Here is a 24,503-nt window from a genome sequence, read left to right on the forward strand (position 1 = left end):
CCCATGCTCAAAGGTTTCAAAGACTTCATCATGCGTGGCAACGTCATCGAACTTGCCACCGGTGTCATCATCGGTTCCGCGTTCACCGCGATCGTCACGGCGCTGACGAACAACCTGATCCAGCCGATCATCAACGTCTTCGGCGGTGGCGGAGACGTCGAGGGACTCGCCTGGAGGCTGAAGGCCGGCGACGCCTCGACGACGATCGATCTCGGCGCGATCATCACCGCGGTGATCAACTTCCTCATCATCGCCGCCGTCGTGTACTTCATCATCGTCATGCCGATCAACCGCATGGCCGAGCTCTCGGCGAAGCGTAAGGGCCAGGACACTGAGGAGGCCACCACCCTCTCCGAAGCCGATCTGCTCATCGAGATCCGCGACCTTCTGGCCGCCCAGAACGGCATTCCCACCCGCTCCAACGATGTCGACGGCACCGGCGAATCCGGCACCACCGGCACCGCCGAGACAGGACGCCACTCAGCGCAGTAGGCGGTACCACGGGAGCGACGCCCAGGTCACTGACTCCCCGCCCCGAGCTCCCGCACCCACGGCAAGCTCCTTTCACCAGTGGGGCGGGCGCTGCTCCTGCCAGAACCTGTCAGTGAAATGCCCGTCCTCGACGCCACCCCCGGCACCCCTCCTCAGGGAGGCCCGGGGGTTCTGTGTGTCGTGATGGGCTTTCCCGAGGACGCCGGTTCCACGCCTGCGACGCCGGCCACGTGGACTGTCCACGGACAACTGCCTCCCGGAATCCGTCGGGGACCCTGTCCCGCGCTCCCCGGTCACGCCTGGTTCAGCTCGCCGATGACGTACCGGGCGAGAGGACAGAGAGTGGCCATGCCGTCACGGATGGCAGACCGGGAAGAGGCCAGGTTCACCACCACAGTTGACCCGGACACTCCCGCGACCCCCCGGGACAGTCCACCGTCGATGGCGTTACATGCCAGGGCCGAGGCCCGCAGCGCCTGAGAAAGACCCGGAATCCTCTTGTCGAGGACCTTCTTCGTCGCCTCCGGCGTCATGTCCCGGGGACCCGCACCTGTACCCCCTACCGTGATCACCAGGTCTGCTCCCCCCACGACCGCGGTCTCCAGTGCCTGACGCACACTGGCCTGCGAGGACTCGACAGTCAGGACCGCGTCCACCATGAAATCTTCTTCGGCGAGGAGTTCCGCCACCAGCTCACCGGACTGGTCGCCCGGGGCGATCTGGTCGCTGACCAGGACGACCAACGCATGCAGCAGGGAATGCCGGGTTGCTCTGGCGTCCCGCCGGTCCTCCTGCTCGTCCAGGCTGAGGAAGACTTCGTCCCCGGGTTCGGTGACCTCGGCGTCCAACCTGTCGTAGGACGCCTGCTCGTCAGGCGCCAGGTCCTCGATCCCCCGGACCCGCAGGATGTCGTCCACCCGCTTCCCGGATTCGTCGGTGTGCTCTGCCCGGGCTGAGGTACCCAGGAATCCCTCTGTCATCTCGACCTTCCTCGCCGATGTCCGGTGCCGCCGGAACGGCCCAACGACCGACCGTGCGACCTTTCATGGAACTTAATATATCTGACCATACTATTCAGAGGCGGAAAGAGTGACCTTGATCTCGTGACTGCCTTGTCCCTGTGAATCCGTGACCGTGAGAGTCACCTCGTCCCCGACCTTGTGGGACCGGATCGCGGCGATGAGACTCACTCCGCTGTCGACCACCCTGTCGTCCACACGGGTGACCACGTCGCCGGACTTCAGACCCGCCTTCTCCGCAGGTCCGCCGGGAGTGACGTCGGCGATGGAGGCACCGGTGCCGGTCGTCTCCCTGGTGTCGACCTGCGCGCCGATCATCGGGTGGGTGGCCTTGCCGTTGTCGATGAGCTGCTGTGCGGTGTCCATCGCCTGATCAGCGGGAATGGCGAAGCCGAGGCCGATGGAGCCAGACTCTCCCTGGGAACCTCCCAGAGTCGCGATGACCGAGGGAATACCCACCAGTTGGCCGTCGAGGTTGACGAGGGCACCACCGGAGTTGCCCGGGTTGATCGCGGCGTCCGTCTGGATGGCGTCGATGAGGGAGGCCTCACCCCCGGACTCTCCACCGGCCTGGACCGGACGGTCTTTGGCGGAGACGATGCCGGAGGTGACAGTCGACGACAGGCCCAGCGGCGAGCCGACCGCCACGACCGACTGTCCGACCTGGAGCGAATCCGGGTCACCGACCGTGATCGGGGTGAGGTCCGAAGCTCCCTCAGCCTTGATCACGGCGATGTCGGTCTGCGGATCAGTGGCCACCACGGTCGCCGGGAACTGCTTGCCGTCGTTCGTGGCCACGGTGATCTGGGAACGCCCGGAGTCCGATCCGGAAACCACATGGTTGTTCGTGAGAATGAGACCGTCCGAGCTGATCACCGACCCGGACCCCTCCGCGCCGCTCTGACCGCTGAGTACCTGGATCGACACCACACTGGGCAGGACCTTCTGCGCGACAGCCTCGACCGTGCCCTCCGCCGGGGCAGCGGACGCCTGCTGCCGGTCTCCGATGACCGTGGTGCTGAAAGCCGGGGAGGCGGAGCTGCCTGAATCTGTTCCCCGGACAACCAGTCCGGTCGTCAGACCGGACACGAGTCCGACCGCCACGACCATGCCGACCACCGATGCGGTGGAGAACCGCCGAGGTCCACGGGTGGAAGCTGTCGTCTGAGGGTCCGCGGACCCGGGTTGGCCCTTCTGGTCCGGCTGCCCGGGGTGACCGGGCCCTGCGGCCTGCCCCTCGGGACCTGACGGATACCCGGGAAGACCCGGATACCCCTGCTGAGCCGGATAGGGAGACTGTCCGGGGAGAGGACGCTGACCCCACCCGTCATTGTTCCGGTTGTCGTCACCACTGCTGCCCGTCATCAGGGCCTCCGTTCATCGTTGTCATGTCAGGGCCGGACCGTAGGGCACTTCCGGCCTGTCCTGTACAAGGACCGCCGCCCCGGTGGGGATGCCCTTACCGCCGTACAGGACCAATACTCACCCCTTGAACTGTGCCCTGTCTGCACCGAAGCTTCAAGAACCCGGTGAAACCACGGAGAAGTCGACAGGAGGAACCTCCGGGGACTGTCTGTGTCTCCTGCGGTGACCCCGCCCCCGATGCGGGTCCTGCAGAGCAGATTCTGCGGTTCCACGGTCCCCCCGACCGGACGTGGCCGGCACAGGCCGGCACAGGCCGGCACAGCAGAACAGGTCGCGGTGTCGCACGACATGCCGAGCGTGGGTGCACCCGGAAACCTGTCAGGGAGTGTTCTCACGCAGGGCGTATCCGACCCCGCGGACGGTGTGGATAAGACGGTCCTCTCCGTCGGCTTCGGTCTTGCGACGGAGGTAGCCGATGTACACCTCAAGCGCATTCCCCGAAGTAGGGAAATCGTAGCCCCAGACCTCTTCGAGAATTGTGTTACGGGAAAGTACTTTACGGGCGTTCCTCAGCAGCAGCTCGAGAAGTGCGAACTCAGTTCGCGTCAGACTGATCCGCCGGTCACCCCGGGTCACTTCCCGCGTCTCCGGATTCAACGTCAGATCCTGGAAACTCAGCGGCTTCGATTCTTTCGCCGCGGCGGCAGCGGTACGCCGTGAACGACGGTACAGCGACCTCACCCTGGCCAGAAGCTCTTCCAGTGCAAAAGGCTTGGCGAGGTAGTCGTCGGCACCCGCATCGAGACCCGCCACCCGGTCGGCGACCTCCGCCTTCCGTGAGAGCAGGAGAATGAGCACATCGCTGCCGCTGCCGCGGAGGTTACGGCAGATCTCCAGTCCGTCCACCCCCGGCAGTACGCCGTCCATGATCACCAGGTCAGGGTTCTCCTTGCGGATCGCGGTCAGTGCCTCTTCCCCGTCAGCAGCCTGGACCACGTCATAGCCGTTGAAGGTGAGCGACTGCCGGAGTGTGTCCCGCACGGTACGGTCCTCGTCGACAACAAGTATTTTCATAATGCCCATTGTGCACCACTACCGTCCGAAGCTCCTCCCCCGGTGACTTATTTTCAGGGAATCGACAGGATTGTCGTGCGCTATCGCACCGTCATCGCTGGTAATTAGGAGAATTTCCGCAACGTAAATTATCTGGCGGTAAAAAGACATCACCGCCGGAACCCGCTAAACGGGGTTCCGACGGTGATGTCCGGGCACTTCCGGCTGATTTCGCCGGAAGCAGCAGACTAGTCGAGGTCGACGAGTCCGAGCTGTGCGGCCTTGACGAGCCGACGCGGAATCTGGACCTCGCGACCCTGAATCCTCACGCTCTGCAGAGCGGTGTTGTCCGCCTTCCACTGCGAACGACGCGCGTGGGTGTTCGCACGGGACATGCGACGCTTCGGAACTGCCATTGTTCTCTACCTCCCCTACGCGTTCTTCTTGGACGGACGGACACGGGTGCCGAAACGGCGCTGGAACTTCTCGACCCGGCCGGCGGTGTCCATGACACGCTGGGCACCGGTCCAGAACGGGTGCGACTCGCTGGTGACGTCGACGACGATCAGCGGGTACTCGTTTCCGTCCTCCCATTCGACCTTACGGTCGGATGTGACGGTCGAACGCGTCAGGAACTGATGTCCCGTACTCGCGTCCTTGAAGACCACCGGATGGTAGTCAGGGTGGATATCGCTCTTCATTCTCAATCCCTCAGGGTCGGGCACCAGGTCGGTCCCGCGGGCCGGCCGGCACAGTACGCTGGGAACTGTGGTCCGGAGGGCCGTAGGTCGTGCCTGGGTCGGGTTTGGAGTGTGGGCCCTCCACTACGCGTGGAGGCAGCACGGACAACCACCCTAACCCGAGTCCCCCCGCCCAGGGAAATCGCCTGTCACCGCATGACGTGACCACCTGCGATTATGTACGTACGCCGGCGTGGGGTAAAGTACCGCACCGCTGTTGTCTAAGTAAACGTCATCGCCCGAACCGCCATGTCCGCACAGCGTCCCGGCCGTCCCGCTTCCTGTCTAGTCGCGGGCATCTTTCCCGCCGGTGTGACGCACGGATCTGAGGAGCGGGCGGAAGGAGAAAATACCCATGTCGGCATATTGCCAGGTCACGGGTCGGAAGCCGGGGTTCGGCAAGTCCGTCTCGCACTCGCACCGCCGCACGAACCGTCGCTGGAACCCGAACATCCAGCGTCGCTCGTTCTACCTGCCCTCTGAGGGACGGACCGTCACCCTGAACGTCTCCACCAAGGGCCTCAAGACCATCGACCGGGACGGCATCGAGTCTGTCGTCGCCAAGATCCGCGCTCGTGGGGAGAAGATCTAATGGCACGTAACGACATCCGCCCCATCATCAAGCTGAAGTCCACCGCGGGCACCGGTTACACCTATGTGACCCGCAAGAACAAGCGGAACAACCCCGACCGGATCACCCTGAAGAAGTTCGATCCGATCGCTCGCAAGCACGTCGAGTTCCGCGAGGAGCGTTAATCCATGGCGAAAAAGTCAAAGATCGCGAAGAACGAGCAGCGCAAGGAGATCGTCGCGCGCTACGCAGAGCGTCGCAACGAGCTCAAGGCCATCATCAAGAACCCGAACTCCTCCGACCAGGAGCGCACGGACGCACAGTTCGAACTGAACCGTCAGCCGCGCGACGCTTCCCCGGTCCGCGTCCGTAACCGTGACGCCGCCGACGGTCGCCCCCGCGGATACCTCCGCAAGTTCGGCCTGTCCCGCGTCCGCGTCCGCGAAATGGCTCACCGCGGTGAGCTCCCGGGCGTCCGTAAGTCCAGCTGGTAAAGGGGAGCCCACATCATGAAGCGCACCAATCACAAGAAGGCGCGGATCGAGCAGTCCCGCCGCCCGAAGAAGAATCCGCTCAAGGCCGAGGGCATCGAGACCGTCGACTACAAGGATTACGCCCTGCTGCGGAAGTTCATTTCCGACCGTGGGAAGATCCGTGGCCGTCGCGTCACCGGTCTGACCCCCCAGCAGCAGCGTCAGGTCGCCACAGCGATCAAGAACGCACGGGAGATGGCTCTTCTCCCGTTCCACAGCCGCTGATCCGCCGCAGTGCACCCCCGGCTCCGCGTCGGGAGCGCACCGTCACGGTGACTTCAGCAGCACCGTGGTCCGTACAGACCCGGACCACAGCTCTCCTCTGACAGAGCGTTTACACAGACACCTGAACCCCGCCCCGGCCGTCCCCGGAGCGGGGTTCAGTCATTTCCCGGCGTCACCTGCGATCCCCGTCGCCCACGGTGACGTCTCGGCCGACAGCTGCCGGACCAGCCGGTTCCTGCCCGTCCCCGGCTGTCCCCTCGCCTCCCCTCCCCACCACCCCCTCAGGTACCGTTGGGGAACAGAAACACCCTCCGAGATAATCGACGAAAGGCCTCACGTCCTCATGTCCAACCCATACGGTCCTCCCGACAACCCGTTCGACGGTGAGGACCGCACCGCCGGCCGCGACAACACAGGATCCCAACTGCCTTCCTACGGCGACTACGCCGGCGGAGGGCCGGCCGCGGGGCCCGGTGACGGTTTCGCGCCGGCCGGTGGCGGAGCGGTACTCGCCGGAGGAATGTACGCCGGCGCCGGCAAGCGGCTGGGCGCCTACCTCATCGACAGTGTGCTGCTGGGAGTGGTGGGGGTGATCCTGCTGTACATCTTCGCCTCCCAGGATATTTCGGAGTACTCCGACCAGCTCACGGCATGGGCGGACGCCGGCAGCCCCGAAGGTGACACCCCCACCATGAAGCTGGCCGGAGTGCTCACCGCCTCCCTGATCACACTGGTGCTCTGGTACATCTACCGTGTGGTCTCGGAGGTCCGCTGGGGTCAGACACTGGGCAAGAAGCTGCTGGGAATCCGGGTGGTTGACGCCGACGGGCAGCTGGTCCGGGCCAAGGCGTCCTTCCTGAGGAATTCCTGGTACATCGTTGTCTTTCTGCTGGTCACCTTCGTCGGTCTCATCGGTCAGATCGTGTCCCTGATCCTGATGGCCATCCTCGGTTTCACCATCGCCCGCAGCTCGCAGGGGCAGCACACCTTCGACCAGTGGGCCAGGACCTACGTCGTCAACGTGCACTGACCGTTCTCCGGTAGACCGCACCCCACCACTCAGTCAGGAGTCACCGTGTCCTACCCGTACCCCCCGATGCCGCCGGCAGGTTACCCCGTCGTATCCCCGTACCCCGGACCGGGCGCGCGGCTTGCCGCGTACGTGATCGACTCACTCGTCGTCGGCTTCCTGGGTGCGGTGGTCGGTTTCTTCCTCGTCCGTGACGACGTCGTCCGTTGGTTCGACGAAATTGAGGCGTGGAACCCCGAGACTTCTCCTGCACCGGAGCCGGACATGTCCGACCTGTACATTCTCAGCGCCGTCACACTGCTGATCTGGTTCGCCTACCGGATCATCATGGAGACTTCCCGGGGGCAGACGCTCGGCAAAATGGCCCTGAAGATGAAGGTCGTCGACTTTGACGGCAGGACTCCGGACTTCGGGGCTTCCTTCCTGAGGAACAGCTGGTATCTCGTCAACTTTCTCGCGGGAACCGTTCCTCTGCTCGGTACCCTGGTCAGCTTCGGCATCTACATCGCCCTGGGGACCACCATCTCACGCAGCCCGTACAACCAGTCCTTCGCTGACAGGTGGGGTAAGACTTACGTGGTCAGCACACGATGACAGTCACTGTGCAGTCAGCTCTGGCGGTGGGCCGGACGGCGACAGAGGTCGCGGGGGCGGATTCCCGGCAGGATTCTCACCGGGCGCATGCTTGACGTTCTCAGCGGATTCCTGGTCGTCATCACCGTCATCGCCGTCGGTTTCGTTGTCGGACGTCAGCAGCTTCTCGGCCCGAACGCCGTCTACGCGCTCAACATGTTCGTCTTCTGGCTGGCCACCCCGGCACTGCTGGTCAACTTCCTCGCCACCGCCGATCTCGCCGACGTTTTCGGGGAGAACCTCGCCGTCGTGGTCCTCAGCTCGGTTCTCGCCGGTGCAGTGGGATTCTTCGGCGCGCACTTTCTGGCACGACGTGATGTCCCCGACAGTCTCGTCACACTGCTCGCCTGCTCGTACTGCAACGGTTCCAATCTCGGCGTCCCCCTGGTCACCCACGTTCTGGGGGATCCCACCGCGTCACTTCCGGTGATCATCTTCCAGACGGCTGTCTACGGTCCGGCGGTTGTCCTCATGCTCGACGTCTCCACCCGGAGAAGACGGCGCCGAGAAGACGGGCCCTGCTGCGGAAGTTCATTTCCGACCGTGGGAAGATCCGTGGCCGTCGCGTCACCGGTCTGACCCCCCAGCAGCAGCGTCAGGTCGCCACAGCGATCAAGAACGCACGGGAGATGGCTCTTCTCCGGTCGCCGAGCCGGTGGCGACCCTGGCCGGCGCTGCCGTCCCTGTGGCTCTCGTCGCCTTCGGAATGTCCATGGCCCAGGTCAGGGTGCTCGGACCGTCCAGTCCCGGCCGAAGTGTATGGGCCGCCGCGGTGGTGAAGACGGTCGTCCACCCTGCCCTCGCCTGGGTACTGGCCCGGGTGCTCTTCGACGCCGACGGCCCTGCCCTGCTCGCTTTCGTGGTGGTGGCGGCCCTGCCCACCGCACAGAATGTGTTCACCTACGCCCAACGGTTCGGGACGAACACCGTCTTGGCCAGGGACGCCGGAGTGGTCAGTACCCTGCTCTCCGTGCCTTCGGTCACGGTCATCGCCCTGCTGCTGGGGTAATTGGGGACGGCCTCCGGCGGCAGGTCAGCGCCAGAGCAGCAGGGCGTCACCCTGTCCTCCGCCGCCGCACAGAGACACTGCCGCCCTCCCCGTTCCGCGGCGCAGAAGTTCATGCGCTGCAGTGACGACCAGCCGTGCCCCGGACGCCCCGATCGGGTGGCCCAGAGAGAGCCCTCCACCGTGGATGTTGGTACTGTCCAGGGGGTAGTCCAGGTCCCTGAGGGACTGGACCACCACGGCGGCGAAGGCCTCGTTGATCTCCAGGAAGTCGAGGTCGTCGACTGTCCATCCTGCCCTGGTCAAAGCTGACGTGACCGCCTGTGAGGGCTGGGAGTGCAGGAACGTGTCCGGCCCTGCTGTCTCCCCGTAGGCACCCAGTGCCGCCAGAACCGGCAGTCCGAGCTCTTCCGCGTGCGCGCGGGTGGTCAGCACGAGTGCGGCGGCTCCGTCGGAGATCTGCGAGGAGGACGCCGCAGTGACCGTGCCGTCGGCACGGAACGCAGGGCGCAGTCCGGCGAGTCCTTCCTCCGTGGTTCCGGGTCTTATCCCCTCGTCGGTGTCGACGCTGACTGTCGTCCGCCGGGAGGTGACCTCCACGGGGACGATCTCGTCGGCGAAGATTCCGTCAGCCCGCGCAGCCTCCGCCCGCTGATGTGACAGCGCGGCGACGTGGTCCTGCTCCTCCCGGGTGATTCCCCGGGTCGCATTGCCCTCCTCCGTCTCCAGACCCATGGCTGTACCGTGCACCGGATCGGTCAGTCCGTCCCGCTCCAGGGCGTCCTGGAGTGCAAGGGAGCCGAACTTCACCCCGGCGCGGACACCGGCGGCGACGTGGGGCGCACCCGACATGGACTCCTGTCCACCAGCCACGACAATGCGGGCGTCCCCGACCCGCAGCATGCGGGAGGCGGAGATCACGGCGTCCAGTCCCGACAGGCACACCTTGTTGACTGTGACGGCAGGGGTCTGCATCGGCAGTCCGGCGGCAACGGCCGCCTGTCTGGCTGGGTTCTGGCCCGCACCTGCCTGGACGACCTGGCCCATGAACACGTAGTCGATGTCACCGCCGTCGAGACCTGCCCTGTGAAGCGCCCCGACGATGGCGGCGGCTCCGAGATCGACGGCGGACTTCGTCGCCAGTGCACCGAGGATCTTCCCCTGCGCGGTCCGGGCTGCCCCGACTATGACGATGTCATCCGGCGCCGGGGTGGGTACGCGGTTCTGGGCGGGGTTGGAGCTCATGTCGGTTCCTCGTACTTTCGTGGACTTTCGTGTACTTTCGCAGGAGAACGTGGTAGAAATCTGTGTGGGTCGCAGAGCTGTATGCCGCTCTGTTCGGACAGGGGTCGGGGTCTTCCTTCCCCGGCACGTCTGTGCAACCCCCTCATTATGATGCGGATCCCCTGTCCGGTCAGCCGGATCGCAGAATCGGTGCGGACGTGCCCGAAAGCCGGGCGCCGGAAGGCCCCGTCAGTGACCGTCGGCACCTGAAATCGCCCCGACCGGACCGTCTACCGTCCCTCCCCGTCCGCGTAGAGACCGAGGATACCGATGGCCTTCTCCCTCATCTCGACCTTACGGACCTTGCCGGAGATGGTCATCGGGAACTCGTCGGTGACGTGGACGTACTTCGGGATCTTGTAGCGGGCCAGTGTGCCCTCGCAGAACTCACGGATGTCCCGGGCGGTCAGCGGTGCGGCAGGGTTGCCCTCGGCGTCCTCCGCCATGATGATCCACGCCATGAGCTCCTCCCCGTACTTCTCGTCGGGGACGCCGATGACCTGGACATCAGCGACGGCCGGATGCTCGTGGAGGTACTCCTCGATCTCCCGGGGGTAGATGTTCTCCCCTCCCCTGATCACCATGTCCTTGATTCTGCCGGTGATCCGCACATACCCGTCCTCGTCCATCATCCCGAGGTCCCCGGTGTGCATCCACCCCCGGGAGTCCACGGCCTCGGCGGTCTTCTCCGGCATGTCCCAGTATCCCTGCATCACCGAGTAGCCTCGGACCAGCAGCTCCCCCTGGGTTCCCCGGGGCACGGTACCGCCTGAGGCGTCGACGATCTTCACCTCGAGGTGCGGTCCCACACGGCCGACGGTCTCCACCCTCTTCTCCACCGGGTCGTCCGGCAGGGTCTGGTGGTTGACCGGTGAAGTCTCCGTCATCCCGTAACAGATGCCGATCTCGGTGATCCCGAGAATGTCGATGACCTCCCGCATGGTCTTCGTCGGGCAGGAGGTCCCCGCCATCACCCCGGTCCGCAGGGTGGAGAGGTCGAGCCGGCGTCCGGAGCTTTCCATCTGCTCGAGCAGCTGCAGTTCCGCCATGAACATTGTCGGCACTCCGAGCAGACTGGTGGCCTGGCCGTGGTGCACGGCCTCCAGGGTGGACGCCGGTGTGAACACCGGGCCTGCGATGATGCAGGCTGCACCGTGGGTGACTGCGGCGAGGACGCCGATGACCATGCCGAAGCAGTGGAAGAAGGGGACGGGGATGACGACCCTGTCGGAGTCCGTGTAGTTGAGCCGTTCCCCGATGAGGAAGCCGTTGTTGAGGATGTTGTGGTGGGTCAGGGTCGCCCCCTTCGCCATGCCTGTGGTGCCGGAGGTGTACTGGATGTTGATCGGATCGTGGGGGCTGAGGGACTCCCGGACCGGGCCGAGGTCGACGATGGCGTGATTCGACAGTTCCTCCCACCGTTCGGAGCCGAAGAAGACCGTCTCCCGGTAGGTCTGGTCGAAGGTGTGCTCGACGGTGCCGATCATCGCCCGGTAGTTCGAGTCCTTGAAGCGTCCGGCCGAGAACAGGGCACGCACACCCGCCTGGTTCATGACATAGGTGAGTTCCCGGGTCCGGTAGGTGGGGTTGATGCACACGAGGATCGCCCCGATCTCCGCGGTCGCGAACTGGAGGACCGTCCACTCCCAACGGTTCGGGGACCACACCCCGATCCGGTCACCTCTGCGGTAGCCCGCGTTGTGCAGTCCGGAGGCGAGCCGCAGGACCTTCCGGTGGAACTCCTGGTAGCTCATGTGGATGTCACCGTAGAAGTCGACGAGGGCGTCGTGGTCGGGGTAGGCGGCGACGGTGCGGGCGAGGGCCTGACCGACGGTCTCCTCGAGAAGCGGTACATCGCTCGGCCCGACCAGGTGGGACAGTGCGGGGTCGGTGTCGGAGGGGTCGGTGAGGGTGATGTCGCGGGCGTGCCGCAGGGTGGAAGTCACGGTGGATCAGCTCCTTGAGAGAATCAGTTCGGCCTGGAGGCGGAGGGGGGCGTCGACCATCTGTCCGTCGACGCTGAGGGCACCGGAGTTGTCGGCTGCTGCGGCGACGACCCGCCGGGCCCAGTCGACCTGCTCCGGCCGGGGACGGTAGGCGTCACGGATGCACGGGACGAGGCCCGGGTGCACGGCCACGGTGGCCGCGAAGCCTGAGGCTGCGGCGTCGACAGCCTCCGCCGACGCGCCCCCGACGTCCGCGGTGTCGGCGTGGATCGAGTCCAGTGCAGGTATCCCCGCCGCCGCGGCGTGAAGCAGGACCAGTGAGCGGGTCAGACGGGGGACCTCCCGGTAGCCGCCCGGGTGGCCGGAGATTCCCCCGCCCGGGGTGGGCGACTCCGTCGCCCCGTAACGTGACGACGTTCCGCCGAGGGCTGCGGTGAGGTCCTCAGCCCCCCAGAACAGGGCGTCCACCTGACGGTGGGCCGCGACCGTCGCTAGGTTGAGGACGCCACGGGGGGTCTCCACCAGGGCGATGACCCGCCACCCGGAGGCCTCCGGGAGTGTCGCCGCCAGGGCGTCGACGCATGCGGCGTCCCCGGTCTTCGGCAGCATCACGGTGGTGAAACCGGAGTCGGCGAGGGCACGGACGTCGTCGGGGAAGTCGGGGGATCCCGGCGCGTTGACCCGGACGACGGTGCGTCGCGGGTCGAGTGTGTCTGCGGCCGCGATGATGTTGCGCCGCGCCGTGGCACGGTTCTCTGCCCTGCAGCCGTCCTCGAGGTCGAGGATGACTGCGTCCGCGCGGCCGGCGGCTTTGCCGAAGCGGTCCGGACGGTCGGCGGGGGTGAACAGGATGGCGGGCCCCGGCGGGGTCCAGTGCGGTGCGGTCATGATCCACCTCCGGTGGGACGGCACTGCACCAGCGTGGAGCGCACGGCGGTACAGACGACTGTGCCGTCCTGGTTACGGCCGGTGTGCCTGAGCTCGACGATGCCCTGGCCCGGCCGGGACGAGGAGAGACGTGTCGACACGCACAGGGTTTCGGCGTAGAGGGTGTCTCCGTGGAACATGGGTGCGGGGAAGGTGACGGAGGTGAACCCGAGGTTGGCGACGATGGTTCCGAGGGTGAGCTGGGACACGGACAGTCCGACGACGGTTGAGAGGGTGAACATGGAGTTGACCAGTCGTTCGCCCCGGAATCCGGGCTGCTCAGCCGCCCAGGCCGCGTCGAGGTGCAGCGGCTGGGTGTTCATCGTCTGGGTGGTGAACATCGTGTTGTCCGCTTCGGTGACGGTACGTCCGGGCCGGTGAAGGTAGGTCGTCCCTTCCTCGAACTCCTCGAACCACAGGCCGCGCTGCTCCACTGTCGGCACGGTGCTCACCCCGGCAGTCCGAGGGAGCGGGCGATGAGCATGAGCTGGACCTCGGTGGTCCCCTCCCCGATCTCGAGGATCTTCGAGTCCCGGTAGTGCCTGGCGACCCGGGTCTCGTTCATGAAACCCGCTCCGCCGAAGATCTGGGTGGCGTCCCGGGCGTTGTCCATGGCAGCGTCGGACGCCGTCATCTTGGCGATCGACGCCTCCCTGCTGAAGTCGGCACCGGTGAGCATCTTCGCCGCCGCCGCCCGCCATGCCTGGCGGGCGGTCCAGGCCCGGGCCTCCATGCGCGCGATCGTGAACGACACCGCCTGGTACTCGGCGATGGGCCGTCCGAACGACCTGCGTTGCCGCGCATAGGTCACCGCCTCATCGACACAGCCCTGTGCTGCGCCGGTGGCCAGGGCGGCGATGGCGATGCGCCCCTCCGCGAGGATCGAGAGGAACTGGGCGAAGCCTCTCCCCCGCTCCCCCAGCAGGTTGTCCTCGGGGACGCGTACGTCGTCGTAGCTCAGCGGGTGGGTGTCGGAACAGTTCCATCCGACTTTGTCGTAGGCGGGTTCGGCGGTGAAACCGGGGGTGTCGGTCGGCACGATGATCGCCGAGATCTCCCGGCGTCCGTCCGGTCTGGTACCGGTCACCGCTGTGGTGGTGACCAGGGAGGTGATTCTGGTTCCGGAGTTCGTGATGAACTGTTTGGACCCGTTGATCACCCAGTGGCCGTCGGTCAGTCTGGCGGTGGTCTTCGTGCCACCGGCGTCCGATCCTGCCTCCGGTTCGGTGAGCCCGAACCCTGCCAGGGCGCGTCCGGTGGTCAGGTCGGGAAGGTAGCGCATTTTCTGCTCCTCCGTGCCGAAGCGGTGGATCGGCATGGCGCCCAGCGAGCAACCCGCTTCCAGGGTTATGGCGACCGACTGGTCGACCCTGGCCAGTTCTTCGAGGGCGACTCCGAGGGCGAGATAGTCCCCGCCCATGCCGCCGTACTCTTCGGGGAAGGGCAGTCCGAACAGTCCGAGGTCCGCCATCTGCGACTGGATGTCGTAGTCGAAGACGTGGTCACGGTAGTTGTCGGAGGTCTTCGGGTCGACGACCTCGTTGGCGAACTCTTCGACGGTACGTCGGAGTTCGACGAGTTCCGGGCTCAGCCCGTCGTCTGCCGGGCACTGCCGGCGGGAGGGGGTGGGGTGTGCGGGACGGGTGGAGGTGGTCACTGGTCCTGGTCCTTTCATCTGGTGGTGTGCACGGCGGGTCCGCCGTTCACGGGTAGGTCTGCTGTGCCGGCCCTGTTCAGGTGGTCACCGAGGCGAGAACCTGTCCCGCCGGCACTTTGTCGCCGGTGGCGCACCGGATCCGGACGACACCGTCATGGGCGGCGGTCAGGGAGTGCTCCATCTTCATGGCCTCCAGGACCACGAGCGGCTGACCGACGGTGACCGCCTCTCCGTCGACGACCCTGACGGAGACGACGGTTCCCGGCATCGGGCTGGTGACCTCGTCGTCGTCCGGCGTCGCGGCGGATGCTCCCCGTCTCCTTTCCGCGAGCGGGACCACCCAGGTCCCGGCGCGACCGGAGACCGCCACGCCGACTCCTGCCGGCCCAGGGGCAGGGGGGAAGGACGCCGTTGAACCGGGTCCCGCGCGGGTCACGGGGACAGGCCTGGTCAGCCAGCGTTCCTGCACTGTCGGCGCCGGGGCGTCCGATGCGGCGAGTGACCACACCGTGTCTTCGCCGGACCGGGAGACCCGGACAGTGAAGGTGCGGGGTCCGGGCGTCCGGGCGTCCGGGTCGGTGGGCAGGATCTCGACTGTGACGGTGCCGGTGAACCGGGGGGCATCCGGGGTCGGGAACGGGGGCTCCGACGGTGGGACGCAGGTCAGGGTGACGTCCGCGGGACCGGTGCCGGGCACGTCGAGGGGCACCCGGTAGGTCGCACCGGCGACACCGGCGCGCCAGCCGTCGGTTGTATCCGGAGGCTCTGGCAGTGTCCGCACTGAGTTCACGGAACCCGAGGGCGACGGCGGTGAGCGCCTCCACCGGCGGGGCGTGCGTGGCACCACCTGTACCGGCACCGCCGGTGAGTTCCGCGGCGATGCGGTCGAGGAGCCCGGTGTCCAGGTCACCGTCCTGCACCCGGGGGTCGGCCAGCAGGGCGCGGCAGAAGTTGATGTTGGTGCCGGTCCCACCGGTCCCGGGTCCTGTGAGCAGTGTGGCGGCCAGGGCTGCGTCGAGGCGTTCGAGGGCCTGGCGGCGGTCTGTGCCGTGGGCGATGATCTTGGCCAGCATCGGGTCGTAGTCTGTCCCGATCTCCTGGCCGACGGTGATTCCGGCGTCCACCCGTATGCCCGGCCCGGTCGGCCACCTCAGGGCGGTGACGGTTCCCCCGGTCGGCAGGAACCCGGTGGTGGCGTCCTCGGCGTAGATCCGCGCCTCCACCGCGTGCCCGGTGACACGGACGTCCTCCGCGTCGAGCGGCAGGGGTTCGCCGCGGGCGACCCGGATCTGCAGTTCCACCAGGTCGGTCCCGGTGATCATCTCGGTGACGGGGTGTTCGACCTGAAGGCGGGTGTTCATCTCCATGAAGTAGAAGTGGTCAGGTCGGTCGGCCGGGACGATGAACTCCACGGTGCCGGCGCCACGGTAGCCGCACGCCCGGGCTGCGTCACAGGCGGCCCGGCCGATCCTCTCCCTGGTGGCTTCGTCGAGCAACGGCGAGGGGGCCTCCTCGATGACCTTCTGGTGCCGTCGCTGCAGGGAGCATTCGCGTTCACCGAGGTGGATCACGGTGCCGTGGGTGTCGGCGAGCACCTGGACCTCGATGTGGCGGGGGGTGTCGACGTAGTGCTCGATGAAGAGGGTGTCGTCACCGAAGGCGGACGCCGCCTCCCGGCGTGCGGTGGCCAGTGCCTCGGGCAGGTCCGACGCGTCCTCGACGACATGCATCCCCTTGCCCCCTCCTCCGGCGGAGGGTTTGATGAGGACGGGGAATTCCACCCCCGGCCCTCCGTCGGTGCCGGTGACCCCTGCGATGAGTTCCGCGTCACCCAGGCCCGGGCGGGATATACCGGGGACGGTGGGCACTCCGCGTGCCTCCACCGTGGCCCGGGCGGTGATCTTGTCGCCCATGGTCTCGACGGCCGTGGCGGGCGGTCCGATGAAGACGATCCCGGCGTCGGCGCAGGCGCGGACGAAGTCCGCATTCTCGGAGAGGAAGCCGTAGCCGGGGTGGACGGCTCCGGCGCCGGAGGCACGGGCGGCGGAGATGACGCGGTCGATGTCGAGGTAGGAGGCGGCTGCCCCGGCCGGGCCGAGGTGTACCGCGGTATCGGCGAGGGTGACGTGCGGGGCGTCGTGGTCGGCGTCGGAGTAGACGGCGACCGAGCGCAGCCCCATGTGGCGCAGGGTCCGGATGACCCGGCAGGCGATCTCTCCCCGGTTGGCGACGAGAACGGTGTCGAACATGGTTGCTCCTCTCACATCCGGAAGACGCCGAAGCCGGCGTCCCGGTCAGGGTCACGGGGGGTGCGGGCACAGATTTCAAGGGCCATGGCGAGGACCCGGCGTGTGTCGGCGGGGTCGATGACGCCGTCGTCCCACAGTCGTGCGGTGCCGTACCAGCAGCTCGACTTCTCCTCGAAGAGCTCCCGGACGGGGGCCTCGTAGTTCTCCCGGTCGGTCGGGGTCCATTCCCCTCCTTCCCGGGTGACTTTCGCGCCACGCACGGTGGACAGGGTCATCGCCGCCTGGGGTCCTCCCATGACCGCGACTTTCGCATTCGGCCAGGTCCACAGGAACCTGGGGGAGAACGCCCTGCCGCACATGGCGTAGTTGCCGGCCCCGAATCCGCCGCCGGTGATGACGGTGAGCTTCGGCACGGTCGCGGTGGCTACGGCGGTGACCATCTTTGCGCCGTGCCGGGCGATCCCGGCCCGTTCGTAGTCCCGGCCGACCATGAAACCGGTGGTGTTCTGGAGGAACAGGAGGGGGACGCCGCGTTGTTCGCACAGTTCGATGAAGTGGGCGGCCTTGACGGCGCCGTCACCGAAGATCACACCGTTGTTCGCGATGATTCCGATGCGGTGACCTTCGACGGCGGCGAAGCTGGTGACGACCGAGGTCCCGAACTCCGCCTTGAACTCGTGGACGGAACCGGCGTCGGTGACCACGGTGATGACCTCCCGTGGATCACAGGGGGTTCGCAGGTCGGTGGGGACGATGTCGTAGAGGTCTGTCTGGGGACGCCCCGGAGCGACCGTCGCGTGGGCGGATGTCGAGGGTGTGTCCTCCGGCAGGGTCCCGACGATGTCACGGATGATGCCGACGGCGTCGGCGTCATCGACGGCGAGGTGGTCGGTGACACCGGATATGCGGGAGTGCATGGCCCCGCCCCCGAGTTCCTCGGCACTGACGTCTTCTCCGGTCGCCGCCTTCACCAGGGGCGGTCCGGCGAGGAAGATGGTTCCCTGACCTTCGACGATGACGGTCTCGTCCGAGATGGCCGGGACGTAGGCGCCTCCGGCGGTGCAGGAGCCCATCACCGCGGAGATCTGCGCTATTCCGGAGGCGGACATGCGTGCCTGGTTGAAGAAGATCCGGCCGAAGTGGTCCCGGTCGGGGAAGACCTCGTCCTGTCTGGTGAGCATCGCTCCACCGGAGTCCACCAGGTAGATGCAGGGCAGTCGGTTGGCCAGGGCTATTTCCTGGGCACGGAGGTGCTTCTTCACCGTCATCGGGTAGTAGGTCCCTCCGGAGACGGTGGCGTCGTTGGCGGCGATGAGGCAGAGACGGCCCCGGACCAGCCCGACCCCTGCGACGATTCCGGCTCCGGGGACCCGACCGTCGTACATGTCCTCGGCTGCCAGGGGGGCGATCTCGAGGAAGGGGCTGCCGGGGTCGAGCAGGGCGTTGACCCGGTCGCGGGGAAGCATTTTTCCGCGGGCGAGGTGGCGTTCGCGGGCCTTCTCTCCACCGCCGAGCCTGGCCCGGGCGAGTCGGGCGTGGAGTTCCGCGGTGAGCTCCCGGAAACTTTTCCTGCGGTCCTGCCCTGTCGTGGCTGTGGTCAGCACGGTCACTGCGGCCGTCCTCTCCTCGGGCCCGCGTACTTTTGCGGGCTAACTGTTTTGAGATTGAGAACGACTGTATATGGCGTAGATCACACGGTAAAGCAATCACTACTGATTGTTTTTGAGTTGACCAGTGTTCAATGGATTACACTGCGCCGATGTCGGTGATGTACCCCACTTTCGGGGGTGGCTTCTGTTCGTTCTATACTCGTCTGAGCAAGCAGAACTGCCGGTGACTGACGCCCCGAGGAGAATCCGTGAGCCCCACCCCGACCCCCCAGCAGCAACGCAGCCGGGAAACCCGGCGCTCCCTGCTCGACGCAGCACTGACGATCCTCACCCGCGAAGGGCTGCGCGGCACCAGTGTGAGTGCCGTCGCAGCCGAAGCCGGGGTTTCCCGCGGCGCAGCCCAGCACCACTTCCCCACCCGGGACGCCCTCATCGAGGCGACGGTCACCCAGTTCTACGCCGACCTCACCCAGCAGCTGCGCACCGCCGTCGCAGAGCTTCCCCCCGGCCCCGGAGGCGCTCCGGTCAGCGACGTCGTGACGCTGGTCGTGGAGTCGTTCAGCAGCGGCTCCTTCCGCGCCGCCCTCCACGTCTGGTCCGCGGCCGCCGGCCCCGAAGGCGAACTCCGCGACCTCATCGTCGCCGCCGACACCCGCTTCGCCCGCGAGGTCTACCAGCTCCTGGCGATCACCCTCGACGCCGACCTCACCGACCGCCACACCCGGCGACTGCTGCGCACCACCATCGATCTCGCCCGCGGCCTGGGCCTCGGCGCCGTACTGGTCGACAACACCGAACACCGTGTGACCACCACCGCCACCTGGACGGCGATCCTCGACGCCGGAATCACCAGGAACGGATGACCGTGCACCCCTGCAGCCCGGGCCGTGGACCCGGTCGTCCTCCCCGCACCGCGACCGTCGTCGGCTCCGGCCCCAACGGACTGGCCGCCGCACTCGTGCTCGCCCGGTCAGGAGTGGAGGTCACCGTCGTCGAGGCCGCCTCCGGTGCAGGAGGAGGCCTGCGCAGCTCCACGGACAGTTCCGGCGTCCTCCACGACCGGTGTGCCACCACATTCCCCCTGGCACAGCCGTCACCGTTCCTCCGGCTCTTCGGTCCTTCCCTCACCGGCCGGGGACTCCGGTTCGCCACCGCACCGCTCGACGCCGTCCATGTCCTCGACAACCGGCGAAGTGCCGCCCTGCACACCTCGGTGGCGCAGACGGCGTCCGGACTGCCGGGGCGCGACGGGGCGGTCTGGAAGGCCACCTTCGGCCCGCTCGCGGAGAGAGCGGGCACGGTCACCGGGGAGTTCCTCCGACCGGTGGTCCATCTGCCCCGTCATCCCCCGGTCTTCGTCGGCTTCGGTGTGCAGGCAGGTCTCCCTGCGACCCTGTCCGCCCGCCGGTTCCGCTCCCCCGAGGCCCGCGCCCTGTTCACCGGCGTCGCCGCGCACGCCTTCACCCCGCTGGACATGCCGGCGTCCTCGGCCGCAGGCATGATGCTCACCGTCGCCGGACACTCGGCCGGCTGGCCGGTCGCCGTCGGAGGGTCACAGACCGTCGCAGACGCCCTCGTCCGTCAGCTGCGGGCACTGGGCGGAACCGTGGTCACGGACACCCCGGTCACCGACCTCGGCCAGGTGGCCGACGCCGACATTGTCATGCTGGACACTTCCCCGGAGGCGGCGGCGAAGATCCTCGGCGACCGGCTGCCCGGCCATGTCGCCCGCACCTGGCGGAGGTTCCGGCGCGGCCCGGCCGTCGCCGTCGTCAACTGTGTCGTCGAGGGTGGTGTGCCGTGGAGCGGCCACCCGGCCGAAACCGCCGGACAGGCCGTCACCGTCCACCTCGGGGGGACCGCGGAACAGGTCGCCGTCGCCGAACGCGAGTGCTGGTCAGGTCGACTGCCGGAACACCCGTTCACCCTCGTCGGACAGCCGTGGCTGGCCGACCCGTCCCGAAGCGTGGTCCGCGACGGTCGTGCGCTCCACCCGGTGTGGGCCTACTCCCACGTCCCCGCAGGGTGGGAGGGTACTCCCCGGCAGACTTTCGACCTGGTGACCGAACAGATCGAACGGGCGGCGCCGGGATTCCGTGACCGTGTCACCGCCTGGACCGCCTCTCCCCCGTCGGCGGTCGCGTCCCACAACCCCAACAACGCCGACGGCGACATCGCCGGCGGAGCCTCCCACCTGCCTCAGCTGGTCGCCCGCCCCCGGCTGCTGCACCCCTACGACACCGGCGTGCCGGGGGTGTACCTCTGCTCGTCCTCGACCGCCCCCGGCGGTGGGGTGCACTTCATGTGCGGCATGAACGCCGCGGAACGCGCACTGCGCGGCCCCGTCAGTGGGCGAAGTGCCGCTCACCGGTGAGGTACATGGTGACGCCGGCCTTGACCGCGGCGTCGATGACCTCCTGGTCACGCACCGACCCGCCGGGCTGGACGACAGCCTTCACACCCGCCTGCGCGAGCGCCTCGAAACCGTCCGCGAAGGGGAAGAAGGCGTCGGACGCCGCGACCGCGCCCTCGGAGCGCTTCTCGTCCCCGGCCAGGGTGTTGGCCCGCTCGACGGCGATCTTCGCGGAATCCACCCGGTTGACCTGACCCATGCCCACCCCGACAGTGGCCCCGTCCTTCGCGAGCAGGATCGCATTCGACTTCACCGCACGCACGGTACGCCAGGCGAACTCCAGGTCCGCCAACGTCGCCTCGTCGGCGGCCTCACCGGCGGCGAGGGTCCAGTTCGACGGATCGTCGCCGGCAGCGTCGACCAGGTCGGTCTCCTGGACGAGCAGGCCTCCGGACACCTGCCTGTGGTCCAGAGACCCTTCGCGCACCGGGGCGTCGGTGCGCAGGATCCTGATGTTCTTCTTCCTGCTCAGCACCTCCACAGCCCCGTCCTCGTAGTCCGGTGCCACGATGACCTCGGTGAAGATTCCCGCGACCTGCTCCGCCATCTCCACGGAGACCGGACGGTTGACGGCGATGACTCCGCCGTACGCGGACACGGGGTCACAGGCGTGGGCTGCCCGGTGGGCGGCGGCGACATCCGCGGCGACGGCGATCCCGCAGGGGTTCGCGTGCTTGATGATCGCCACACAGGGGTCCCGGTGGTCCCAGGCGGCACGCCAGGCGGCGTCCGCGTCCGTGTAGTTGTTGTAGCTCATCGCCTTGCCGTGGAACTGCTCGGCGTTCGCGAGCCCGCCGGTCTCACCCGGGGTGGTGTACACCGCCGCGGCCTGGTGGGGATTCTCGCCGTAGCGCAGGGTGTGGGCCCGCTCATGGACCTCACCGATCCACTCCGGGAACTTCCCGAACTCGCCCTCAGCGGTCTGAGAGGTCAGCCAGGTGGCCACGGCGACATCGTAGGACGCCGTGTGCCGGAACGCCTGGGTGGCCAGCAGGGTGCGCTCACGACGCGTGTACCCGCCGGCCCCGGCCGCGGCAAGGACGTTGGCGTACTCCGCAGGGTCGGTCACGACCGCGACCGAGGGGTGGTTCTTCGCCGCGGCACGGACCATCGACGGTCCTCCGATGTCGATCTGCTCGACACAGGCGTCGAAGTCCGCACCGGAGGCGACCGTCTCCGTGAACGGGTAGAGGTTGACGACGACAAGGTCGAACGGCTCCACACCCAGTTCCTTCAGCTGCGCGAGGTGCTCGGGCTTGCGGGTGTCAGCGAGGATTCCCGCGTGGACGCGCGGGTGGAGGGTCTTGACCCTGCCTTCCAGACACTCGGGGAATCCGGTGAGCTCCTCGACCGGGGTCACCGGCACACCGGCGTCCGCGATGCGCGCGGCCGTGGATCCGGTGGAGACGATCTGCACCCCCGCTGCGTGAAGTCCTCTGGCGAGATCCTCCAGGCCTGTCTTGTCGTAGACGCTGACCAGGGCCCTTCTGATCGGTCGGCGTCCGGCGTCCTGCCCGGGGTCGGTGGTGTTGTCAGTCATTGATCCAGACCTTTCGTCCGTCGATGGTGTAGCCGTGTCGGGCCGTACGGTGCAGGACGTCAACGATCAGCTGCCGTTCCACCGTCTTGATCCGTTCGTGGAGGGTCGCCCGAGTGTCGGTACGCAGCACAGGTACGGGCTGCTGCGCGATGATCGGTCCGGTGTCCACCCCGTCGTCGACGAGGTGCACGGTGGATCCGGTGAGTGTGACCCCGTAGGCGAGTGCCTCTTCCACGGCATGGGCCCCCGGGAACGCCGGAAGCAGTGCGGGGTGGGTGTTGATGATCCTCCCCCGGAACCGGTCGATGAACTCTGACCCGAGAATGCGCATGAAACCGGCGCTGACGATGATGTCAGGCCGGCGGGACGCAGTCTCCCCGGCGAGACGCCGGTTCCAGGCGTCACGGTCGACCGTGGCGGTACCCGCCCGGCCGCTCCGGCCACGCAGTCCGGACTGTCCGGACGGGTCGAAAGCCACCAGGAATGTGTCGAGACCGGCCTGTTCCGCCCGCCGGAGGGCCCGGCAGGGGCGGTCTGCGCCGACCGCGACGATCTCGACGGAGTCGTCGAGACGGTCGATCATCGACTGGAGCAGTGTGCCCTCACCGGAGGTCAGGACGACCAGCCGCAGGGGCCTGCCCGAGGCGGGCGGCACGTGTGTCTGTGACTCTTCCGTCGTCTCCGGGGGTGTGGACTCACTCACGTTCCCCTACTCTACGGCGTGCAGCAGTACACCGGACCGTCAGGGCACACTGACAGCAGGTTCACCGGCCCGTCGCGGCCCCGCCGGCCCCACCGTCCTCGCCGTCCTCGCCGGATTCCCCGGCCTCACCGGCACCCCCGTCACCGTCCGAGACGTCCCCGGTGTCGCCTGCCTTCCCGGGTGCGTCGGTGCCTCCGGCCCGGCCGTCGGCCGATCCGCCGGACTCCGGCACCTCGTCCCCGGCAGACTCCGTGACCTTCCTCCCTTTCAGGGTCACCCATCCGAACACCACCAGGGACGGCAGCAGCAGCCACAGCAGGAACAGCAGAGGTGCCAGCCACAGCAGGGGTCCGGTCGAACCGTAGTACCCCAGGTCGCCGCCCGCGACCCAGGACAGCACAGTTCCGGCGACCGAAGCGCAGATCCCCGCACCGACGGCGGTGAACAGCGGAGACTCGATGAACCGGCGGCCGGCGAACCACCGGTAGACGGTGACGGCGGAGAGGACAGCGGGCACGATCAGAAGCACCGGGCCCAGCGGGACAGGGTCGTTGGGCACCGCCGCGAGGACCGGCAGCGGCGGCAGAGTCGTGTTCGTCACCGCGAACAGCGAGGTACTCCCCTCCCCGATGTGCATTTCCCCGCCCATGAGCACCGACGCGCCCCCCACTGCAAGGTTAGGGAAGTAGAGGATGCTCAGGACGGTGAGGCCGAGGACGCCACCGAACCCGCCGGCGATGTCGTAGGCCCTCCCCACCGCCGTATGGTTGACGAGGAGCCCGACGCCCACAGCCACGGCGCCGGCGGCGACCATGACCGTGACAAATCGACCCGCCAGCATCGCGGACTCGACCGGCCACGTCGGCAGCCCGCGCCGCAGCAGAAGTGCACGCCAGATCTTCGGCCCCAGCCCTGCACCGACAGCTCCTGCATTGACCAGCACCGTCGTGACCAGCGCGTGGAAGAGGTTGGGCGGGGCAACATCGAATACATGGGAAGCGTCCCAGACCATCAGCCACGCGATGACGGTGAGCACGGCGGGGATCCCCACGCCCAGGGCTGCCAGCGTCCGTATGCCCCGCACCGTCACCGTCGACCCGCAGGCGGACCGTATCCGACGGGAGTGGGCGTAGAGGACCACCACGGCGGGCAGCAGCGGCACCACCCCCAGATCAGCTCCGCTGACCGTCAACGGCGCCAGGTTGGCCACCAGCCACAGTGAACCGATGTACGCCGGGACCGCCCTGAACGTCGTGCCCACGGCCAGGATGACGGCCACCGCGACAGCCAGGGCGACAGTCACGCCGTGGTTGGCGAGAAGTCCGGGGGCGAACCGACGGATGTGGGGACCCCAGACCTCGGTGAAGGTGTTCCACCTGCCGGTGCGTGACGCGGCGGGACGGGACGCCTGTGCCGAACCGACACGGCCGCGCAGTTCGCTGCCGTGTGCGCCGTCGACAAAGGCCGCCGCACTGTCCCTGGCACGGTCCATGGCACGGTCCCCGCC

General features: G+C 67.5%; 26 protein-coding genes and 2 pseudogenes. 12 read left to right on the forward strand and 16 right to left on the reverse strand.

The window, feature by feature from the left end:
• The first annotated feature begins 3 nt into the window (after positions 1 to 3).
• Positions 4 to 492: a large-conductance mechanosensitive channel protein MscL gene (gene mscL, locus BN3906_RS02125; RefSeq protein WP_066583523.1), complete on the forward strand. Its 489-nt coding sequence runs from the start codon at positions 4 to 6 to the stop codon at positions 490 to 492.
• A 293-nt stretch (positions 493 to 785) separates the two neighbouring features.
• On the opposite strand, the gene BN3906_RS02130 is transcribed toward mscL, so the two are convergent.
• The 5 genes from BN3906_RS02130 to BN3906_RS02150 all read right to left on the reverse strand — a co-directional run bounded on the left by BN3906_RS02130 (position 786) and on the right by BN3906_RS02150 (position 4,630).
• Positions 786 to 1,472, reverse strand: coding sequence for a MogA/MoaB family molybdenum cofactor biosynthesis protein (locus BN3906_RS02130; protein WP_147592694.1), 687 nt, complete (start codon positions 1,470 to 1,472; stop codon positions 786 to 788).
• Positions 1,473 to 1,562: 90 nt separating this feature from the next.
• The gene (locus BN3906_RS02135; RefSeq protein WP_066583528.1) at positions 1,563 to 2,876 is read right to left on the reverse strand and encodes a S1C family serine protease; all 1,314 of its coding nucleotides are present in this window, start codon (positions 2,874 to 2,876) and stop codon (positions 1,563 to 1,565) included.
• Positions 2,877 to 3,254: 378 nt separating this feature from the next.
• Positions 3,255 to 3,950: a response regulator transcription factor gene (locus BN3906_RS02140; RefSeq protein ID WP_066583530.1), complete on the reverse strand. Its 696-nt coding sequence runs from the start codon at positions 3,948 to 3,950 to the stop codon at positions 3,255 to 3,257.
• A gap of 227 nt (positions 3,951 to 4,177) precedes the next feature.
• Entirely contained in the window at positions 4,178 to 4,345 is a 168-nt protein-coding gene (rpmF, locus tag BN3906_RS02145) for a 50S ribosomal protein L32 (protein ID WP_066583532.1), read from the reverse strand.
• Positions 4,346 to 4,360: 15 nt separating this feature from the next.
• A complete protein-coding gene (locus tag BN3906_RS02150) occupies positions 4,361 to 4,630 on the reverse strand; it encodes a type B 50S ribosomal protein L31 (RefSeq protein ID WP_066583534.1) in 270 nt (89 codons plus the stop codon).
• 394 nt (positions 4,631 to 5,024) lie between these two features.
• Here BN3906_RS02150 and rpmB point away from each other — a divergent pair, with 394 nt between their 5' ends.
• From rpmB to BN3906_RS13960, 9 genes and pseudogenes are all read left to right on the forward strand, one after another.
• Positions 5,025 to 5,261: a 50S ribosomal protein L28 gene (gene rpmB / locus BN3906_RS02155; protein ID WP_066583535.1), complete on the forward strand. Its 237-nt coding sequence runs from the start codon at positions 5,025 to 5,027 to the stop codon at positions 5,259 to 5,261.
• On the forward strand, positions 5,261 to 5,425 hold the full coding sequence (gene rpmG / locus BN3906_RS02160; protein ID WP_005279910.1) for a 50S ribosomal protein L33: 165 nt from the start codon (positions 5,261 to 5,263) through the stop codon (positions 5,423 to 5,425). Before rpmB ends, rpmG begins: the two co-directional genes overlap by 1 nt.
• Positions 5,426 to 5,428: 3 nt before the next feature.
• Positions 5,429 to 5,734 (forward strand): 30S ribosomal protein S14, encoded by a 306-nt coding sequence (gene rpsN, locus BN3906_RS02165; RefSeq protein ID WP_066583537.1) that lies wholly within the window; start codon positions 5,429 to 5,431, stop codon positions 5,732 to 5,734.
• 15 nt (positions 5,735 to 5,749) lie between these two features.
• A complete protein-coding gene (rpsR, locus tag BN3906_RS02170) occupies positions 5,750 to 5,998 on the forward strand; it encodes a 30S ribosomal protein S18 (RefSeq protein ID WP_010119548.1) in 249 nt (82 codons plus the stop codon).
• Between the two features lie 343 nt (positions 5,999 to 6,341).
• On the forward strand, positions 6,342 to 7,028 hold the full coding sequence (locus BN3906_RS02175; RefSeq protein WP_066585856.1) for an RDD family protein: 687 nt from the start codon (positions 6,342 to 6,344) through the stop codon (positions 7,026 to 7,028).
• Between the two features lie 45 nt (positions 7,029 to 7,073).
• Complete coding sequence (locus tag BN3906_RS02180; RefSeq protein ID WP_066583539.1) at positions 7,074 to 7,622, forward strand: RDD family protein; 549 nt, start codon at positions 7,074 to 7,076, stop codon at positions 7,620 to 7,622.
• Between the two features lie 87 nt (positions 7,623 to 7,709).
• Entirely contained in the window at positions 7,710 to 8,240 is a 531-nt protein-coding gene (locus BN3906_RS13950; RefSeq protein WP_261796805.1) for an AEC family transporter, read from the forward strand.
• Positions 8,174 to 8,317: pseudogene (gene rpsR / locus BN3906_RS13955) on the forward strand (30S ribosomal protein S18); the annotation flags it as partial. The gene BN3906_RS13950 and the pseudogene rpsR (BN3906_RS13955), both read left to right, overlap by 67 nt.
• Positions 8,317 to 8,670 (forward strand): AEC family transporter, encoded by a 354-nt coding sequence (locus BN3906_RS13960; RefSeq protein WP_261796806.1) that lies wholly within the window; start codon positions 8,317 to 8,319, stop codon positions 8,668 to 8,670. The pseudogene rpsR (BN3906_RS13955) and the gene BN3906_RS13960, both read left to right, overlap by 1 nt.
• A gap of 24 nt (positions 8,671 to 8,694) precedes the next feature.
• Here BN3906_RS13960 and BN3906_RS02190 read toward each other — a convergent pair whose 3' ends face one another.
• From BN3906_RS02190 to BN3906_RS02220, 8 genes and pseudogenes are all read right to left on the reverse strand, one after another.
• Entirely contained in the window at positions 8,695 to 9,912 is a 1,218-nt protein-coding gene (locus BN3906_RS02190; protein WP_066583543.1) for an acetyl-CoA C-acetyltransferase, read from the reverse strand.
• Positions 9,913 to 10,181: 269 nt separating this feature from the next.
• Complete coding sequence (locus BN3906_RS02195) at positions 10,182 to 11,897, reverse strand: AMP-binding protein (protein WP_066583546.1); 1,716 nt, start codon at positions 11,895 to 11,897, stop codon at positions 10,182 to 10,184.
• Between the two features lie 6 nt (positions 11,898 to 11,903).
• The gene (locus tag BN3906_RS02200; protein ID WP_066583549.1) at positions 11,904 to 12,785 is read right to left on the reverse strand and encodes an HpcH/HpaI aldolase/citrate lyase family protein; all 882 of its coding nucleotides are present in this window, start codon (positions 12,783 to 12,785) and stop codon (positions 11,904 to 11,906) included.
• A complete protein-coding gene (locus BN3906_RS02205; protein ID WP_066583550.1) occupies positions 12,782 to 13,276 on the reverse strand; it encodes a MaoC family dehydratase in 495 nt (164 codons plus the stop codon). The genes BN3906_RS02200 and BN3906_RS02205 overlap by 4 nt, the downstream gene beginning before the upstream one ends.
• Entirely contained in the window at positions 13,273 to 14,415 is a 1,143-nt protein-coding gene (locus tag BN3906_RS02210) for an acyl-CoA dehydrogenase family protein (RefSeq protein ID WP_066585859.1), read from the reverse strand. Before BN3906_RS02210 ends, BN3906_RS02205 begins: the two co-directional genes overlap by 4 nt.
• Positions 14,416 to 14,557: 142 nt before the next feature.
• A pseudogene (locus BN3906_RS14940) lies at positions 14,558 to 14,704 on the reverse strand (acyl-CoA carboxylase biotin carboxyl carrier protein subunit); the annotation flags it as partial.
• The gene (locus BN3906_RS15390) at positions 14,634 to 16,730 is read right to left on the reverse strand and encodes an acetyl-CoA carboxylase biotin carboxylase subunit (RefSeq protein WP_078057044.1); all 2,097 of its coding nucleotides are present in this window, start codon (positions 16,728 to 16,730) and stop codon (positions 14,634 to 14,636) included. The gene BN3906_RS15390 and the pseudogene BN3906_RS14940, both read right to left, overlap by 71 nt.
• Positions 16,731 to 16,741: 11 nt before the next feature.
• Positions 16,742 to 18,340, reverse strand: coding sequence for a carboxyl transferase domain-containing protein (locus BN3906_RS02220; protein ID WP_390620313.1), 1,599 nt, complete (start codon positions 18,338 to 18,340; stop codon positions 16,742 to 16,744).
• A 248-nt stretch (positions 18,341 to 18,588) separates the two neighbouring features.
• On the opposite strand from BN3906_RS02220, the gene BN3906_RS02225 reads away from it, so the two are divergent.
• Together BN3906_RS02225 and BN3906_RS02230 are read left to right on the forward strand one after the other, a co-directional pair.
• Positions 18,589 to 19,203, forward strand: coding sequence for a TetR/AcrR family transcriptional regulator (locus tag BN3906_RS02225; protein WP_066583551.1), 615 nt, complete (start codon positions 18,589 to 18,591; stop codon positions 19,201 to 19,203).
• Positions 19,200 to 20,714, forward strand: coding sequence for a phytoene desaturase family protein (locus BN3906_RS02230; protein ID WP_066583554.1), 1,515 nt, complete (start codon positions 19,200 to 19,202; stop codon positions 20,712 to 20,714). Before BN3906_RS02225 ends, BN3906_RS02230 begins: the two co-directional genes overlap by 4 nt.
• On the opposite strand, the gene purH is transcribed toward BN3906_RS02230, so the two are convergent.
• The 3 genes from purH to BN3906_RS02245 all read right to left on the reverse strand — a co-directional run bounded on the left by purH (position 20,686) and on the right by BN3906_RS02245 (position 24,488).
• On the reverse strand, positions 20,686 to 22,293 hold the full coding sequence (gene purH, locus BN3906_RS02235; RefSeq protein WP_066583556.1) for a bifunctional phosphoribosylaminoimidazolecarboxamide formyltransferase/IMP cyclohydrolase: 1,608 nt from the start codon (positions 22,291 to 22,293) through the stop codon (positions 20,686 to 20,688). The two genes, BN3906_RS02230 and purH, sit on opposite strands and share 29 nt — an antisense overlap.
• Entirely contained in the window at positions 22,286 to 22,876 is a 591-nt protein-coding gene (purN, locus tag BN3906_RS02240) for a phosphoribosylglycinamide formyltransferase (RefSeq protein WP_390620327.1), read from the reverse strand. Before purN ends, purH begins: the two co-directional genes overlap by 8 nt.
• A gap of 181 nt (positions 22,877 to 23,057) precedes the next feature.
• The gene (locus BN3906_RS02245; RefSeq protein ID WP_066583558.1) at positions 23,058 to 24,488 is read right to left on the reverse strand and encodes a cell division protein PerM; all 1,431 of its coding nucleotides are present in this window, start codon (positions 24,486 to 24,488) and stop codon (positions 23,058 to 23,060) included.
• Positions 24,489 to 24,503: the final 15 nt, after the last annotated feature.

Origin of the sequence: Corynebacterium provencense (assembly GCA_900049755.1) — a bacterium.
In the GTDB taxonomy this organism is placed as follows: domain Bacteria; phylum Actinomycetota; class Actinomycetes; order Mycobacteriales; family Mycobacteriaceae; genus Corynebacterium; species Corynebacterium neomassiliense.

Bases quoted from the DNA above. Each gene is read 5' to 3' on its own strand.
- mscL (WP_066583523.1), top strand. From the start codon at position 4: ATGCTCAAAGGTTTCAAAGACTTCATCATGCGTGGCAACGTCATCGAA.
- BN3906_RS02130 (WP_147592694.1), bottom strand. From the start codon at position 1,472: ATGACAGAGGGATTCCTGGGTACCTCAGCCCGGGCAGAGCACACCGAC.
- BN3906_RS02135 (WP_066583528.1), bottom strand. From the start codon at position 2,876: ATGACGGGCAGCAGTGGTGACGACAACCGGAACAATGACGGGTGGGGT.
- BN3906_RS02140 (WP_066583530.1), bottom strand. From the start codon at position 3,950: ATGAAAATACTTGTTGTCGACGAGGACCGTACCGTGCGGGACACACTC.
- rpmF (WP_066583532.1), bottom strand. From the start codon at position 4,345: ATGGCAGTTCCGAAGCGTCGCATGTCCCGTGCGAACACCCACGCGCGT.
- BN3906_RS02150 (WP_066583534.1), bottom strand. From the start codon at position 4,630: ATGAAGAGCGATATCCACCCTGACTACCATCCGGTGGTCTTCAAGGAC.
- rpmB (WP_066583535.1), top strand. From the start codon at position 5,025: ATGTCGGCATATTGCCAGGTCACGGGTCGGAAGCCGGGGTTCGGCAAG.
- rpmG (WP_005279910.1), top strand. From the start codon at position 5,261: ATGGCACGTAACGACATCCGCCCCATCATCAAGCTGAAGTCCACCGCG.
- rpsN (WP_066583537.1), top strand. From the start codon at position 5,429: ATGGCGAAAAAGTCAAAGATCGCGAAGAACGAGCAGCGCAAGGAGATC.
- rpsR (WP_010119548.1), top strand. From the start codon at position 5,750: ATGAAGCGCACCAATCACAAGAAGGCGCGGATCGAGCAGTCCCGCCGC.
- BN3906_RS02175 (WP_066585856.1), top strand. From the start codon at position 6,342: ATGTCCAACCCATACGGTCCTCCCGACAACCCGTTCGACGGTGAGGAC.
- BN3906_RS13950 (WP_261796805.1), top strand. From the start codon at position 7,710: ATGCTTGACGTTCTCAGCGGATTCCTGGTCGTCATCACCGTCATCGCC.
- BN3906_RS02190 (WP_066583543.1), bottom strand. From the start codon at position 9,912: ATGAGCTCCAACCCCGCCCAGAACCGCGTACCCACCCCGGCGCCGGAT.
- BN3906_RS02200 (WP_066583549.1), bottom strand. From the start codon at position 12,785: ATGACCGCACCGCACTGGACCCCGCCGGGGCCCGCCATCCTGTTCACC.
- BN3906_RS15390 (WP_078057044.1), bottom strand. From the start codon at position 16,730: ATGTTCGACACCGTTCTCGTCGCCAACCGGGGAGAGATCGCCTGCCGG.
- BN3906_RS02230 (WP_066583554.1), top strand. From the start codon at position 19,200: ATGACCGTGCACCCCTGCAGCCCGGGCCGTGGACCCGGTCGTCCTCCC.
- purH (WP_066583556.1), bottom strand. From the start codon at position 22,293: ATGACTGACAACACCACCGACCCCGGGCAGGACGCCGGACGCCGACCG.
- purN (WP_390620327.1), bottom strand. From the start codon at position 22,876: ATGATCGACCGTCTCGACGACTCCGTCGAGATCGTCGCGGTCGGCGCA.
- BN3906_RS02245 (WP_066583558.1), bottom strand. From the start codon at position 24,488: ATGGACCGTGCCAGGGACAGTGCGGCGGCCTTTGTCGACGGCGCACAC.